The following is a 13,066-nucleotide window of genomic DNA, read 5'->3' on the forward strand; positions in this document are numbered from 1 at the left end:
AGGGGTTTTGCCGGAACCGTGGGTGATCAGCGGGTCGGCACCGGCTTTTCGCCGGTGTAATCATAGAAGCCGCGACCGGTCTTGCGGCCCAGCCAACCGGCTTCCACATACTTCACCAACAGCGGGCAGGGGCGATACTTGGTATCGGCCAAACCGTCGTGCAGCACGTGCATGATGGCCAGACAGGTATCCAGGCCGATGAAATCGGCCAGTTCCAGCGGGCCCATGGGGTGGTTGGCGCCCAATTTCAGGGCGGTGTCGATGCTCTCGACGCTGCCGACGCCTTCATACAGGGTGTAGACCGCTTCGTTGATCATCGGCAGCAGGATACGGTTGACGATGAAGGCGGGGAAGTCTTCGGCGGAAACCGGCTTCTTGCCCAGCTTCAACACCATTTCACGCACCAGCGAGAAGGTTTCCTCGTCGGTGGCGATACCGCGGATCAGTTCGACCAACTGCATCACCGGCACCGGGTTCATGAAGTGCATGCCCATGAACTTGCCGGGACGGTCGGTGCTGGCCCCCAGGCGGGTGATGGAAATGGACGAGGTGTTCGACGCGATATAGGCCTCGGGCTTCAGCACCGGGCACAGCATGTTGAAGATCTTGCGCTTGATCGCTTCGTCTTCGGTGGCGGCTTCGATCACCAGATCGCTGTCGCCGAAATCGGCGTAATTGGTGGTGGTCTTGATGCGCGACAAGGTGGCGGCTTTATCTTCTTCCGACAGCTTGCCCTTTTGCACCTGGCGGGCCATGTTCTTTTCGATGGTGCCCAGGCCCTTCTTCAGGGCTTCGTCCGAGACGTCGAGCAGAATGACGTCGAAGCCCGAAGCGGCGGCGACGTGGGCGATACCGTTACCCATCTGGCCGGCGCCGATGACACCGATTTTCTGAATGGCACTCATGGGATGCTCCATTACGCGTTAGGTGTGGGCTACTCGAACGTCTTCGTCCTCATATGCGAACGGGGCGGGATTTTCCCCGCCCCGTCGATATGTTGTCCGGCTTACTTCTTGTCCAGTTCGGCGGTAAGCTCGGGGATGGCTTTGAACAGGTCGGCGACCAGTCCGTAATCGGCGACCTGGAAGATGGGGGCCTCTTCGTCCTTGTTGATGGCGACGATGACCTTGCTGTCCTTCATGCCGGCCAGATGCTGGATGGCACCCGAGATGCCGACGGCGATGTAAAGGTCCGGCGCCACGATCTTGCCGGTCTGGCCGACCTGCAGATCGTTGGGGACGAAACCGGCATCGACGGCGGCGCGGGATGCGCCGACGGCGGCGCCCAAGCGGTCGGCGACGGCTTCCAGCAGCGGGAAATTGTCGCCCGATTGCATGCCGCGACCGCCCGAGATGATCACCCGGGCGCTGGTCAGTTCCGGGCGTTCCGACTTGGACAATTCCTGGCTGACGAAGCTGGACAGGCCAGGATCGGCCGCCGGATTGATCGCCTCGATGGCCGCCGCACCGTCGGTGCCGGCGGCTTCGAAGCCGGTGGCGCGCACGGTGATGACCTTGACCGCGTCCTTGCTTTGCACGGTGGCCAGGGCGTTGCCGGCATAGATGGGACGGACGAAGGTGTCGGCGCCAACCACCGCGCTGATTTCCGAAATCTGGGCCACGTCCAACAGCGCGGCGACGCGCGGGCAGACGTTTTTGCCCGAGGAGGTGGCCGGGGCCAGGATGTGGCTGTAGCTTCCAGCGATGCCGACGATCAGCGCCGCCAGCGGTTCGGCCAGATGGTGGCCGTACTGGGCCGCATCGGCGCTCAGCACCTTGGCCACGCCGCTGATCTTGGCGGCTTCGGCGGCAACAGCGGCGATATTTTCACCCGCCACCAGCACATGGATGTCGCCACCGATCTTTTGGCCGGCGGTGACGGTGTTCAAGGTGGCGGCCTTCAGCGCGCCGCCTTCATGTTCGGCGAGAACCAGAATAGCCATGGTCAGATCACCTTCGCTTCGTTCTTCAGCTTGTCGACCAAGGTGGCGACGTCAGGCACCTTGATGCCGGCGGCACGCTTGGGCGGCTCTTCCACCTTCAAGGTCACCAGACGCGGCGCCACATCGACGCCCAGATCGCCCGGATTGGTGATGTCGATGGGCTTCTTCTTCGCCTTCATGATGTTGGGAAGCGACGCATAGCGCGGCTCGTTCAGGCGCAGATCGCTGGTCACCACCGCCGGCAAAGCCAGAGACACGGTTTCCAGACCGCCATCCACTTCACGCGTCACGATCAGCTTGTCGCCGATCTCCAGCTTGGAGGCAAACGTGCCCTGGCTCCAGCCCAGCAGCGCCGACACCATCTGACCGGTCTGGTTGCTGTCGTCGTCGATGGCCTGCTTGCCCAGGATCACCAGACCTGGGGCCTCCTTGTCGACCACCGCCTTCAACAGCTTGGCCACCGCCAGGGGCTGAATCTCGTCGTCGGTCTGCACCAGGATGCCGCGATCGGCACCCATGGCCAGGGCGGTGCGCAGGGTTTCCTGCGCTGTCGCCGGGCCGATGCTGACCACCACGATCTCGCTCGCCTTGCCGGCTTCCTTGAGGCGAACCGCCTCTTCCACCGCGATTTCGTCGAACGGGTTCATGCTGAACTTCACGTTCGCCGTCTCGACGCCCGTATTGTCAGCCTTCACCCGGATTTTCACGTTGTAATCAATGACGCGCTTCGCCGCGACAAGTACCTTCATGGTCTTCCCGATCCCTCGATTGACCGCCCGCGCCTTAAATGGGTATCGCGTAGCGTATTTAGGTATTGCATTGCACCATATGACGTGTGGTTATGGATGTCAACGTCACCCGGCTTACGGTTATTGTTACCGATTGGCGCCGGGACGCCACAAGACATCGCTGGCGCCTTTTTCATTGAGCCAGCGGGCCATGACGAACAGATGGTCCGACAGTCGGTTGATATAGGCAATGGTTTGTTCGCCAACGTTTTCTTCCCGCGCCAGGGCGCAGATGTGTCGCTCGGCCCGCCGGGCGATGGTGCGGGCCAGATGCAGATGGGCGGCGGCGGGCGAGCCGCCGGGCAGGATGAAGGAATTGAGCGGGGCCAGTTCGGCGTTCATGGCGTCGATTTCCGCTTCCAGCCGTTCGACCTGGGCGGCGACCATGCGCAGCGCACTGCCCGGAGCTTCGGTCGCGGCGGCGGGGGTGCACAAATCGGCACCCAGATCGAACAGGTCGTTCTGGATGCGGGCGAGCATGGCATCGTCGGCGCCTTGGGTGTGCAATCGGGCCAGGCTGATGACGGCGTTGGCCTCGTCCACCGTGCCATAGGCCTCGACGCGCAGGGATTGCTTGGGCACGCGGGCGCCGTTGCCCAAGGATGTCTCGCCCTTGTCGCCACCTTTGGTGTATATGCGGGTCAGCCGGACCATGGGGTTCCTTCCTGTCTGAACGGACGGGGATTTATGCCATGATCACGCCGATCATGCGAGCCTTCCCCTGGCGCGGATTCGCACTATAATCCGCCGCGACGTCATTTTGGATCGAAGCCATGCGCCTGTCCCACACCCTCAGCGCCTATATCGGCCGCCAGTTCCTGCTGGCCTTCGCCTCGGTGCTGGCGGTCATCTTGGGCGTGGTCTTCCTGTTCGACATCATCGAGCTGATCCGTCGTGCCGCCGGGCGCGGCGATCTGGGCGTCTTCAATCTGGTTGCCATGGCGTTGCTGAAATTGCCGCAGATGATGCACACCGTGCTGCCCTTCGCCGTGATGATCGGTGCCATGGTGGCGTTCTGGCGGCTGACGCGGACGCATGAGTTGGTGGTGGCGCGCTCGGCCGGGATTTCCGCCTGGCAGTTCCTGACCCCGGTGCTGGTGCTGGTGGCGGGCTTGGGCGTGATCGAGCTGACCGCCTTCAATCCCATGGCGGCGACCATGTACGGGCGTTTCCAGAAGATGGAGGATGAGATCCTGCTGGGTAAGACCAGCGCGCTCGACGTCTCCGAGATGGGGTTGTGGCTGCGCGAGGGCGACGCCCAGCGGCAGATCGTCCTGCATGCCGATCAGGTTCAGCAGGAATTGTTGACCCTGAACCTGCGCGGCGTCCATGTCTTCGTGCTCAATGCCGAGGAGCATTTCACCCGCCGCCTGTCGGCGGCATCGGGGCGGCTGGCCGACGGCGTGCTGGAACTGACCGATGTGTGGGAAATGGAGGGCGGCAAGTCGTCGGTGCACCATCCGGCGCTCAAGCTGGCCACCGAGCTGACCCTGGAGCGGGTGCACGACAATTTCGCCTCGCCCGAGACCATGAGCTTCTGGCAATTGCCGGCCTTCATCACCTTTTTCGAGAAGGCCGGTTTCGCCGCCACCAAGCATCGCATGCATTTCCAGTCGCTGCTGTCGTCGCCGTTACTCTATTGCGCCATGGTGCTGGTGGCGGCGGTGTTCTCGCTGCGCCCCAATATGCGTGCCGGCGGGCTGCTGATGCGGGTGGGCGGCGGTGTCGCCGCCGGTTTCGGCATTTATTTCTTCAACAAGATCATCTATGCCTTCGGCCTGTCAGCGACCTTGCCGCAAGGGCTGGCGGCCTGGAGCCCGGCCCTGGTGGCCGGCCTGATCGGCGTATCCGGTCTGCTGCATCTGGAAGACGGTTGAGTTAATGACTTCCTCCAATCGCTGGCCGCTGGCCGCTCTGGTTCTGGTGGCCGTGGTCACCTTGTGGCGTTTGGCCGTGCTGGCTTTCGCCCCGCCCAATCTGTCGTTTGACGAGGCCCAGTACTGGGCCTGGGCGCAAAGCTTCCAGCTCGGGTATTATTCCAAGCCGCCCATGGTCGCCTGGGCCATCGCCGCCACCACCGCCCTGTTCGGCGAGGGCGAGGGCGCCATCAAGCTGTCCTCGACTCTGACCCACACGCTGACCGCCTGGTTCCTGTATCTGCTGGGACGCGATATGTTCGGGCGCCGCGAAGGCGCCCTGGCCGCCATGGGCTGGATCACCCTGCCGGCAGTGTCGCTGTCGGCGATGATGATCACCACCGACCCCTTCCTGCTGACCGCCTGGGCGGCGGCCCTGTGGTTCCTGGTCCGGGCCGAGCGCCACGGCCCCGGCATCAATGGCTGGTGGTTGGCCCTGGGCGTGGCCTTCGGCCTGGGGTTGTTGTCCAAATACGCCATGGCCTTCTTTCTGTTGAGTCTGGCCCTGTGGATGGTGCTGGTGCCCGAGGCGCGACGATTGCTGAAAGGCGGCGGTTTGTGGCTGGCCTTGGGGCTGGGGTTGCTGATTTATACCCCCAACGGCATCTGGAATGCCTTGAACGGCTTCGTCTCCTACGCCCATACCCGCGACAACGCCAATTTGCGCGGCGACATGTTCAATTTCGGCAAGCTGGCGGAATTCGTCGGCGGCCAGTTTGGTGTCGCCGGCCCCATCCTGATGGTGCTGTTGTTGGTCGGGTTGGTGGCGGCGTTGCGTCGTGGCGGCGATGGCCGCTTGCGGCTGCTCGCCGCCTTCACCTTGCCGGTCCTGGCGATCATGACGGCGGAAAGCTTTCTGTCGCGGGCCAACGCCAATTGGACGGCACCGGCCTATGTGGCCGGAGTGGTGCTGGCCAGCGCCTGGGCGGCGCCCCGGTGGCCGCGCCTGTTGCTGGCGTCGTTGGCCTTGCACCTGCTGGCCATGGGGGTGCTCTACAACATGGACGCGGTGCGCCATGGCCTGGGGCTGGCGGAAAACAGCCGGCTCGATCCGATGAAGCGCATTCGCGGCTGGGACAAGGTGGGGGACAGGATTTCGCTGTTGCTGGCCGAACATCCCGGTGCCCGCCTGCTGGCCGACGAACGCAAGGTGCTGGCGACCTTGACGTATTACGTCAATCCGCATCCGTTCGACGCCATCAAATGGAACCCGGATGGGCGGGTGCGTGACCATTTCGACCAGACCACCACTTTGCCGGTGGGGGCGGGGCAATACATCTATGTCACCGAAAATCCCAACGTGCCCGAGGGGGTGATCGCCCGTTTCGCCCAGGCCCAGGCGTTGGGACGTATCGACGACCATTTGAGCGGCTCCCATGGCCGCGCCTTGTCGGTGTGGTGGTTGAGCGAGTTCAAGGGGTACGGGGAATGACCATGGTGAACGCCCTGTGGGCCTCCATGCGGCGCAATCCGTGGCGGTGGACCGCCGCCATGCTGGTGCCGCTGATTCTGTTCCCGGCCATCGACCTTGGCATTACCGCTCAGTTCTATGATCCGGTGCAGAAGATTTTCCCCGCCCGCATGTCGCCCATGTACGAATGGGTGCGCCGGGTTATGCCCTATTTCATGTTCGCCGGCGCCGGCTATGTGCTGGTGCTGTGGCTGGCCGGCGAGGTGATGGGGCAGGTTTTCCTGGGTATCGGTCGCCGTGTCGCCCTGTTTTTGCTGTCGTCGCTGGCGCTGGGGCCGGGGCTGATCGTCAACGTGCTGCTGAAGGACAGTTGGGGGCGGCCGCGCCCTTCGACCATCCGCGAATTCGATGGTCCCAATTACTTTGTTCCGCCCTTGGTGTTCAGCGATCAGTGCGACAACAATTGCTCGTTTTCGTCCGGTCATGGCGCCTTGGGATTCTGGCCGGTGGCCATCGCTTTGCTGGTGCCGGCGCCGTGGCGCGGCTGGGCCGTGGCCGCTTCTCTGGTGTTCGGCGGGTTGGTCGGTTTCGTCCGCATCGCCCAGGGCGGGCACTTTTTTTCCGACGTGGTGTTTTCCGCCGTCATCGTCATCGGCACCACGCTGTGGCTGCATCGCCGGCTTCTGGACGGCAAGGACGTAGCGTCACGGAAAAATAATTGATCGAATCGCTCTGACTCATCGCAAGACCCTATGCGCGGGATCGATTCTCGGGTAATGATATGAGTTCAGACTGTGCTTGATACCATAATGGTGAAAGCTGGTACGGCCTGCGCTTTGGCGTGGGGGTGTTTTTTTCTAAGACGAGTAATGACACATGGCATGGAACCGAGACAATCATGGTAGCCGCTCCCGCGATCGTGGCCGGCGGGACGACTTTGGCGGTGATATGGGTGGGTACGAACCCCGCACCCCGCGGATGAGCAGCCCGACCAGCAGCTTCGATCGCCAGCAGGTCACCCAAACCAACGTGACCGCCACCGTGAAGTGGTTCAATGCCTCGAAGGGCTTCGGCTTCGTCGCTCCGTCCGACGGCACCCCCGATGCTTTCCTGCACATCTCCGCTCTGGAGCGTGCCGGTTTGACCCAGGTTGCCGAAGGCACCACTTTGGTGGTGGATCTGGGCCAGGGCAATCGCGGCCCGCAGGTCGTGATCGTGCATGAAGTGGACGCCAGCACCGCGACCGCCGCTCCGCGCGCTTCCGCCTCCTCCGCTCCGCGCATGGATCGCGGTCCCAGCGAGACCGTCGAAGGCGTGGTCAAGTTCTTCTCGGCCGAGAAGGGCTTCGGCTTCGTCCAGACCGACCAGGGCGGCAAGGATGTGTTCGTGCACATCAAGGCTCTGGAACGCTCGGGCATCAAGGCTCTGGAGACCGGTCAGCGCGTGCGCTGCACCACCACCCAGGGTCAGAAGGGTCCGCAGGCCGACACCGTCGCCCTGATCTGACGCTTCCGCGCCAAGGTTCAAGCCGTCCGCTGGCCGATCCGCATGGGTTGGCCGGTTGGACGGTTTTTCCTTGACTCAAAATAGGCATAAGCGTACCTATTTGCCGGTAACACTTTGTCTCTCACTAAATTCAGCGAGGCCAGGGAAACTTGGCCTCGCTATTTTTTTGCGGGCGATTGCGTCGCAAGGGGCCGCTGATCGTGTCCGTTCGGCGGGATGTGGTGTCAGCGTTTGACGCCGCAGGCCTTGTCGATGGCGGCCAGGGCGTCGCCAAAGCCGGAAAGCGGCACGCTGTCGGTGACGGCGCCGCCCTTGTTCGGTACCGCACGCACGGTGACCTCGCGCCCTTTGGTCATGGCGGTGACGATGGCGCCATCGGCCTTGCTATCTTTGGCCCAGGCCGATTTGCCATTAGTGAAGAAGGTGTGCTTCATGCCGCCGATCTGGATTTCCGCTTCGGATTCCTTTTTGAAGCCATAGCCGGCGATCAAGCTGACCTCACCTGGGCTTTTGGGCCGATGCGTGATGGCGATGGCGCTACCGACCCGGCCTTTGTCGCCACCTTGCAGGCGATCGGCCTGGGCGGCCATGTAGCACACCTTGCCGCCGCCTTCAGGGTAGACATAGGCCTCCCAGGCGCCGCTCTTGCCCAGGCGCTTGGGAGCGTCTTGGGCATGGGCGGGCAACGCGACGACAAGCACGGCCAAAACGGCAAGCGGGCGACGGAACATGATGCGGCCTTTTCTGTTTCGCATGTGCGAAGGGTTTAAGCCTAGTGGTGGGGCTGCTGTCAACCATTCGGGAGGGGGAGCTTCCCAGAGGGCTGTGGACTTGCCTGGAATCGCCAGAGGATGCCGTTCAGAACCCGGCGGTCATCAACACGGGGCGCACCGCGAGGCTCGTTCGGAAGCAAGGGCTGGATGATCGACCATTCGCAATCCGTCAACTCGTACCGCCGCCGCGCCAGCAACGCCCTCCATGCCTGAGGAAATCGTTGAATCACGACGCTGGACAAAGGGGAAGTCTGTTTATGAGTTTATGGCCTGGTGATTGGGGCAAAAATAGGGGGCGGACCACGGTCCGCCCCCTTCTTCTTTATTGAGGCTGGGTTACTTGCCGAACTTGTACGTGAGCCCAGCCAGGATCGCGTGGTTGTGATAGCCGAAGGTGCCCGTGCCACCATCGGTGTCGGTAAGTTTGACGTCGCTAGTCGCAAAGTAGCGATATTGGGCGTTGACCGCCCATTTTTTGTCAATGTCATAGGCGACGCCGGCAAAACCCTGATAGGCGAAGGTCCATTCGGAATCGTTCAGAACACGCTCGCCGTTAACCTTCCACTCGGCGTTCACCCGCGCCACGCCGATGCCGGCGCCGATGAAAGGGTGCCAGTTGGAATTGGGCATGAACTGATAGACACCGTTGGTCATGAATGACAGCGCGGAGGTGTCGCCCGAGACCTTCTGGGTGACTTTGGCCAGCGAGTCCAAGGAACTGCCGCGATAGGCCACTTCCGCTTCCAGCCTGGGGCCGCCGAAATCATAACCGCCATGAGCCTGGAGGCCATAGCCGGCCTTGTTTCCCGAGGTGTCGGTCCATGTCGATCCGGTGTTGTCGCGCCCTGAAATATCCGCGTCTTCCAAGAAGGTGACGCCGGCGTCGGCCCCCATGTACCATTGCGCTTGCGCCGATCCCGTGCCCAGCACCAGGGCGGTCGTGGCGACAAGAAGCGAAGAAACCTTATTCATCTTGGCTGTCCTTGAGTGAGAATTGGAGGAGTTGGTGACGAATCGCCAAAGCGACGGCCTGTTCCCGTGTGGACGCCCCTAGCTTGTGGCGGGCTGAAGCGATCTGCTTCTCAACGGTTTTGGGGGTGGTCCCCAATGTGGCGGCGACGCCGTCGACCCTGTGTCCCATTGCGAGAAGCTCAAGACATTGAATTTCTCGTATTGAGAGTGTTTTATGGCTTGCGTTCATGCCTTACCAACATTCGCTGAGCAAGTGCCCCCAAACCTAAGTATTAAGTTAGAGTTTGGTTCGTTGAGTTTTGCGCTAACATTTTCCAGACCCTGGAATGTCCATGCGATTACTATGGGGACTCTATGTTTTGGCGACAGAACAATCGATTGGAGCACCTCCCAAAGAATAGGACTATCTTGTCGGGGGGCGGTCGATGCCCTAAACCTAGTCCCGTGAAGCGAGGTGGTGCTGCAACTCGAGAGGGCGGCGATGGATCGGGGGAAGGTCAACTGTCAGGAATTCGCGTGCCTGGATGCCATGCGCACCGCACGGGCCGTTTTTTTCGACGAGATCGTCAGTCATGCCCAACGGTATGCAGCGAAGGGTGGCGGTTCAGGTCGCGGGGCTGACGGCGTTGCCGTTGCTATTCTCCGCAGTGAAAATGCCTATCAGATCGCCGAATTCTATTTTCTGGCCGAGGAGTTCGGTCTTGGTAGTCCACACATGATCGGGGATTACATCGACCGGCATAACGAAGATATGCGGCAATTGCTTCTGAGCCCGGAACGCTTGGCGCATTATGGCGTTCGCAAGGAGCGCATCGAGGACGCGATCTTTTCGGAAGAAGAGAAAGCCAAAGTGGTTGAGAATTCCCAAGGTGGACGGCTACGCCTGGATCAATCTGACGTTGCTCGATGCTTGGCGACGATGATTTCTCCGGAAACTTGTCGTAAAACTCTGGTTGCCATGGGGAATGGTGGATTGCTGGAGCGGCGAAGCGCTGTTTCGGTGATCATCACCTCGACGGGCATTCTGGAAGGGTACTTTCGGTGCCACTTGCGGCTTATGTCCGACATGGTGATCGCCGGAGTCAAATGACCACGGGAAGGCGGTTGATGGGCGGGAAAATCAAGGTCGGTCTGTTTCTTTTGATGTGTCTTGCTGTGCCGTTGGGAGCGGGATCTCTTCGGGCCGAGATCGGGACGCGACCGGCAGAACCGGTTAAGGCGGAAGTCGTGCCGCCTGAAACAGCAGAAGGCGGTCGGAAAAAGCAAGACAACATGGAAAAGCCAACTCTAAAGGAGGGGGCGGTCGGGCGCCGGGCGATCGACGCCCACGCGCAAAAGAGTCTGGTGGACCGGATCAAGAATTGCTGCAAGGACGGCCAGAAATAGCCATCCCAGACGTCACTGGACGTCGCGGGCAAGGGGGGGATGATGCGAAGCATTGTAGTGGTCGCGGTGACTTTCTGGGTGTCGTTGGCGAGCGCCTTGCCGGCTTTCGCACAATTCGGCAGCCGTACGCAGAACAGCCGTTTCAAAGAGTCGGTGTTTCGCAATCTCGATCGGGTCTTCAAGCCCAAATTGGTTGTCAGCCGCGGCGCAAGCGGCCCGGTCAACGCCATGGGGGTCAGCGCCGACGAGCATTATCTGGTGACCGCCGTCGGCGACAAGACCATCCGCATTTGGGACTTGTGGTTGGGCCGTGAAATCGCCCGCCTGTCCGGGGGCGCCGCTGCCGTGTCGCATGTCGCCATGGTTCCCGGCCAAAACCGTTTTCTGACGATCGGCGGTGATTCCAGCTTGGTCGTTTGGGATGTCGCAAACTTGGCGAATCCCTTGAAGCTTGGCGCTGCGCTGGTGCCAGCCAGCGACGTTGTCTTCTTGAATGACGGGGCGACGGTGGCTGTGGGCGGCGTGGATGGCAGCGTCACTCTGTGGTCGATCCCAGAGCGTCGGATCCTTGCCAACTGGACGGCCCATGGTGTCGGCAATGTCCGTCTGGCGATTTCTTCGGCAGGCGGGCAACTGACCAGCGCTGGTGCTGACGGCGCGGTGCGGACATGGGATGCGGTCGGCGGAAAACTGATCGTCGAGAAGCAGTTCGAGACAGCGGTGACCGCGCTGGCTGTTCATGAAAGCGGCTCTGTCGCCGTCGGGGGGGCGGATGGAAGCGTTACTGTCCTAGACCGAAATCAGGCGAATCCTCGACGTGTCGAGATGCATGAAGGTGCCGTGACCGCTTTATCCTTTGCTCCGTCAGGTGAGCATCTGATCTCGGGGGGGCAAGACGGTGGCATTTTCATGCTGCGTGACGGCAAGGCGACACGCATGGGGAAGCATGACAAGGCGGTCACCGGGGTTCAGTCCGGGCAGGGGGAGGCGTTTTCCCTGTCGGTGTCCGCGGACGGCACCACCCGATTGTGGAACCTGAAGACGGGAGCCGAAATGCTGCTGATGATTTCCACGACCCAAGGCTGGGCGGTCGTCGACGCCAAGGGACGCTATGACGGCAACGAAGCGGCGCTGTCGGGCATCGATTGGCAGGCAGAGGACGCTGTCGCCAATATCGAGGACTTTGCCGAAACCCATTATCAAGCGGCTTTGTTGCCCCGAACCTTGAAGGGGGAGGGAGACCTCGCCGAGGCCCGCACCATCGTGGACGGCGTCGCCTATCCGCCCACGGTGAGCTTGGTCCCCAATGTCACGGCTCCAGTCGATGGTAAGGTGACTGTCGAGGTGACCGCCGAGGACAACAGCGGCGGTGGGGTGTCTGAAATTCGGCTTTACCGCAACGGGAAGCTGGTTTCGGCGGGGAAGGCGCAAAGTCGCGACGGTGGCCAACAGCGCCGGGTCGAACGCTATGAACTGGATGTGGGCAACGGCAAGACGGTGATCACCGCCACGGCGTTGAACAAAGACCGTCTGGAAAGCCGGCCACAAACCGTGACCGTCTCCGGCGGCTCTCCCGACAAGCCGGGGCGCATCCACTTGCTGACCGTGGGGGTTAACGCCTATCAGGATAAAAGTCTGAACCTGTTCTACGCAAAACCCGATGCGGTGGCGATTGACGGTTTTTTCGATCAATCCCGGCAGGTTGTCGCCCCCATGGCGCGACGCTTGGCCTTGCTTGACGAACAGGCCACTCAGCACGGCATAGTGCAGGCGATTCGTTCGTTACGGGATGCCCCGCACGAGGACTTGATTGTCATCTACTTGGCCGGACACGGCGTCAGCGTCGAGGATCGCTGGTTCTTCATCAGTCATGACGCCAATTTGTCCGACACTCCTCCGCAAGGCTTGTTGTCGTCAGATGAGATGAAGGCGGAAATCGAGGCGTTGAATGCTGATCGGGTCTTGCTGCTGATCGATACCTGCCACTCAGGAACCTTGGTCGATCCCATCAAGGATTACCGAGGGATGAAGTCGCTTCGGCTTTTGGCTCGGACGGTAGGCACCCACGTGATCGCGGCGACCGACCGCACCCAGTCGGCCATCGAGTTGCAGCGGCTGGGGCACGGAATTTTCACCTATGCTCTGTTGGCCGGTTTGGCGGGCAAAGCCGATCACCTGCTGGATGGGGCGGTTTCTGCCACCGAGTTGGTGCGTTATGTCGAGGAAAGTGTTCCGGCATTGGCGCGGGAATATGCCGATGACGAACAATATCCCACCGGTTTCTCACGGGGCATGGATTTTGCTATTTCGAATAGTTCTAAAAATTAAAATTCTCTTTATAGAAGTGGTTGATGCGTGGCGGTGCGCGGTTT

Annotated in this window: 14 protein-coding genes and 1 pseudogene; 7 read left to right on the forward strand and 8 right to left on the reverse strand. The window is 61.4% G+C overall.

The features are described from left to right. Positions 1 to 26: 26 nt before the first annotated feature. From MGMSRV2_RS19330 to MGMSRV2_RS19345, 4 genes are all read right to left on the reverse strand, one after another. Positions 27 to 905 carry a 3-hydroxybutyryl-CoA dehydrogenase gene (locus MGMSRV2_RS19330; protein ID WP_024082074.1) on the reverse strand — a complete coding sequence of 293 codons (879 nt, stop codon included), beginning with the start codon at positions 903 to 905 and terminating at the stop codon, positions 27 to 29. Between the two features lie 101 nt (positions 906 to 1,006). Further along, positions 1,007 to 1,942 (reverse strand): electron transfer flavoprotein subunit alpha/FixB family protein, encoded by a 936-nt coding sequence (locus tag MGMSRV2_RS19335; protein ID WP_024082075.1) that lies wholly within the window; start codon positions 1,940 to 1,942, stop codon positions 1,007 to 1,009. Between the two features lie 2 nt (positions 1,943 to 1,944). Then, positions 1,945 to 2,691, reverse strand: coding sequence for an electron transfer flavoprotein subunit beta/FixA family protein (locus tag MGMSRV2_RS19340; protein WP_024082076.1), 747 nt, complete (start codon positions 2,689 to 2,691; stop codon positions 1,945 to 1,947). Positions 2,692 to 2,817: 126 nt separating this feature from the next. After that, a complete protein-coding gene (locus MGMSRV2_RS19345) occupies positions 2,818 to 3,384 on the reverse strand; it encodes a cob(I)yrinic acid a,c-diamide adenosyltransferase (RefSeq protein WP_024082077.1) in 567 nt (188 codons plus the stop codon). Between the two features lie 119 nt (positions 3,385 to 3,503). Here MGMSRV2_RS19345 and lptG point away from each other — a divergent pair, with 119 nt between their 5' ends. The 4 genes from lptG to MGMSRV2_RS22265 all read left to right on the forward strand — a co-directional run bounded on the left by lptG (position 3,504) and on the right by MGMSRV2_RS22265 (position 7,563). Next, complete coding sequence (gene lptG / locus MGMSRV2_RS19350; RefSeq protein ID WP_024082078.1) at positions 3,504 to 4,607, forward strand: LPS export ABC transporter permease LptG; 1,104 nt, start codon at positions 3,504 to 3,506, stop codon at positions 4,605 to 4,607. Positions 4,608 to 4,611: 4 nt separating this feature from the next. Then, positions 4,612 to 6,078 (forward strand): ArnT family glycosyltransferase, encoded by a 1,467-nt coding sequence (locus tag MGMSRV2_RS19355; protein ID WP_024082079.1) that lies wholly within the window; start codon positions 4,612 to 4,614, stop codon positions 6,076 to 6,078. Further along, complete coding sequence (locus tag MGMSRV2_RS19360; protein WP_024082080.1) at positions 6,075 to 6,779, forward strand: phosphatase PAP2 family protein; 705 nt, start codon at positions 6,075 to 6,077, stop codon at positions 6,777 to 6,779. Before MGMSRV2_RS19355 ends, MGMSRV2_RS19360 begins: the two co-directional genes overlap by 4 nt. Positions 6,780 to 7,035: 256 nt before the next feature. Further along, positions 7,036 to 7,563 carry a cold-shock protein gene (locus MGMSRV2_RS22265; RefSeq protein WP_041633811.1) on the forward strand — a complete coding sequence of 176 codons (528 nt, stop codon included), beginning with the start codon at positions 7,036 to 7,038 and terminating at the stop codon, positions 7,561 to 7,563. Positions 7,564 to 7,787: 224 nt separating this feature from the next. Here MGMSRV2_RS22265 and MGMSRV2_RS19370 read toward each other — a convergent pair whose 3' ends face one another. From MGMSRV2_RS19370 to MGMSRV2_RS19385, 4 genes and pseudogenes are all read right to left on the reverse strand, one after another. Further along, on the reverse strand, positions 7,788 to 8,294 hold the full coding sequence (locus tag MGMSRV2_RS19370; protein ID WP_024082082.1) for an invasion associated locus B family protein: 507 nt from the start codon (positions 8,292 to 8,294) through the stop codon (positions 7,788 to 7,790). A gap of 74 nt (positions 8,295 to 8,368) precedes the next feature. Beyond that, positions 8,369 to 8,530, reverse strand: a pseudogene (locus MGMSRV2_RS19375) (transposase); the annotation flags it as partial. A gap of 142 nt (positions 8,531 to 8,672) precedes the next feature. Beyond that, positions 8,673 to 9,308, reverse strand: coding sequence for an outer membrane protein (locus tag MGMSRV2_RS19380; protein ID WP_024082083.1), 636 nt, complete (start codon positions 9,306 to 9,308; stop codon positions 8,673 to 8,675). Continuing rightward, the gene (locus tag MGMSRV2_RS19385; protein ID WP_041633813.1) at positions 9,301 to 9,537 is read right to left on the reverse strand and encodes a response regulator transcription factor; all 237 of its coding nucleotides are present in this window, start codon (positions 9,535 to 9,537) and stop codon (positions 9,301 to 9,303) included. Before MGMSRV2_RS19385 ends, MGMSRV2_RS19380 begins: the two co-directional genes overlap by 8 nt. A gap of 228 nt (positions 9,538 to 9,765) precedes the next feature. Between MGMSRV2_RS19385 and MGMSRV2_RS19390 the strand changes: the two genes are divergently transcribed. The 3 genes from MGMSRV2_RS19390 to MGMSRV2_RS19400 are packed head-to-tail and all read left to right on the forward strand — an operon-like array spanning position 9,766 to position 13,022. Then, positions 9,766 to 10,398, forward strand: coding sequence for a hypothetical protein (locus MGMSRV2_RS19390; RefSeq protein ID WP_106002668.1), 633 nt, complete (start codon positions 9,766 to 9,768; stop codon positions 10,396 to 10,398). A 17-nt stretch (positions 10,399 to 10,415) separates the two neighbouring features. Continuing rightward, positions 10,416 to 10,694, forward strand: coding sequence for a hypothetical protein (locus MGMSRV2_RS19395; RefSeq protein ID WP_144084347.1), 279 nt, complete (start codon positions 10,416 to 10,418; stop codon positions 10,692 to 10,694). 39 nt (positions 10,695 to 10,733) lie between these two features. Continuing rightward, a complete protein-coding gene (locus MGMSRV2_RS19400) occupies positions 10,734 to 13,022 on the forward strand; it encodes a caspase family protein (RefSeq protein ID WP_084028165.1) in 2,289 nt (762 codons plus the stop codon). Positions 13,023 to 13,066 lie beyond the last annotated feature (44 nt).

This window comes from Magnetospirillum gryphiswaldense MSR-1 v2, assembly GCF_000513295.1.
Classification (GTDB): domain Bacteria; phylum Pseudomonadota; class Alphaproteobacteria; order Rhodospirillales; family Magnetospirillaceae; genus Magnetospirillum; species Magnetospirillum gryphiswaldense.

What these genes read in the sequence shown, in the direction of transcription:
- MGMSRV2_RS19330 (WP_024082074.1), bottom strand. Translation starts at nt 905, where the DNA reads ATGAGTGCCATTCAGAAAATCGGTGTCATCGGCGCCGGCCAGATGGGT.
- MGMSRV2_RS19335 (WP_024082075.1), bottom strand. Translation starts at nt 1,942, where the DNA reads ATGGCTATTCTGGTTCTCGCCGAACATGAAGGCGGCGCGCTGAAGGCC.
- MGMSRV2_RS19340 (WP_024082076.1), bottom strand. Translation starts at nt 2,691, where the DNA reads ATGAAGGTACTTGTCGCGGCGAAGCGCGTCATTGATTACAACGTGAAA.
- MGMSRV2_RS19345 (WP_024082077.1), bottom strand. Translation starts at nt 3,384, where the DNA reads ATGGTCCGGCTGACCCGCATATACACCAAAGGTGGCGACAAGGGCGAG.
- lptG (WP_024082078.1), top strand. Translation starts at nt 3,504, where the DNA reads ATGCGCCTGTCCCACACCCTCAGCGCCTATATCGGCCGCCAGTTCCTG.
- MGMSRV2_RS19355 (WP_024082079.1), top strand. Translation starts at nt 4,612, where the DNA reads ATGACTTCCTCCAATCGCTGGCCGCTGGCCGCTCTGGTTCTGGTGGCC.
- MGMSRV2_RS19360 (WP_024082080.1), top strand. Translation starts at nt 6,075, where the DNA reads ATGACCATGGTGAACGCCCTGTGGGCCTCCATGCGGCGCAATCCGTGG.
- MGMSRV2_RS22265 (WP_041633811.1), top strand. Translation starts at nt 7,036, where the DNA reads ATGAGCAGCCCGACCAGCAGCTTCGATCGCCAGCAGGTCACCCAAACC.
- MGMSRV2_RS19370 (WP_024082082.1), bottom strand. Translation starts at nt 8,294, where the DNA reads ATGTTCCGTCGCCCGCTTGCCGTTTTGGCCGTGCTTGTCGTCGCGTTG.
- MGMSRV2_RS19380 (WP_024082083.1), bottom strand. Translation starts at nt 9,308, where the DNA reads ATGAATAAGGTTTCTTCGCTTCTTGTCGCCACGACCGCCCTGGTGCTG.
- MGMSRV2_RS19385 (WP_041633813.1), bottom strand. Translation starts at nt 9,537, where the DNA reads ATGAACGCAAGCCATAAAACACTCTCAATACGAGAAATTCAATGTCTT.
- MGMSRV2_RS19395 (WP_144084347.1), top strand. Translation starts at nt 10,416, where the DNA reads ATGGGCGGGAAAATCAAGGTCGGTCTGTTTCTTTTGATGTGTCTTGCT.
- MGMSRV2_RS19400 (WP_084028165.1), top strand. Translation starts at nt 10,734, where the DNA reads ATGATGCGAAGCATTGTAGTGGTCGCGGTGACTTTCTGGGTGTCGTTG.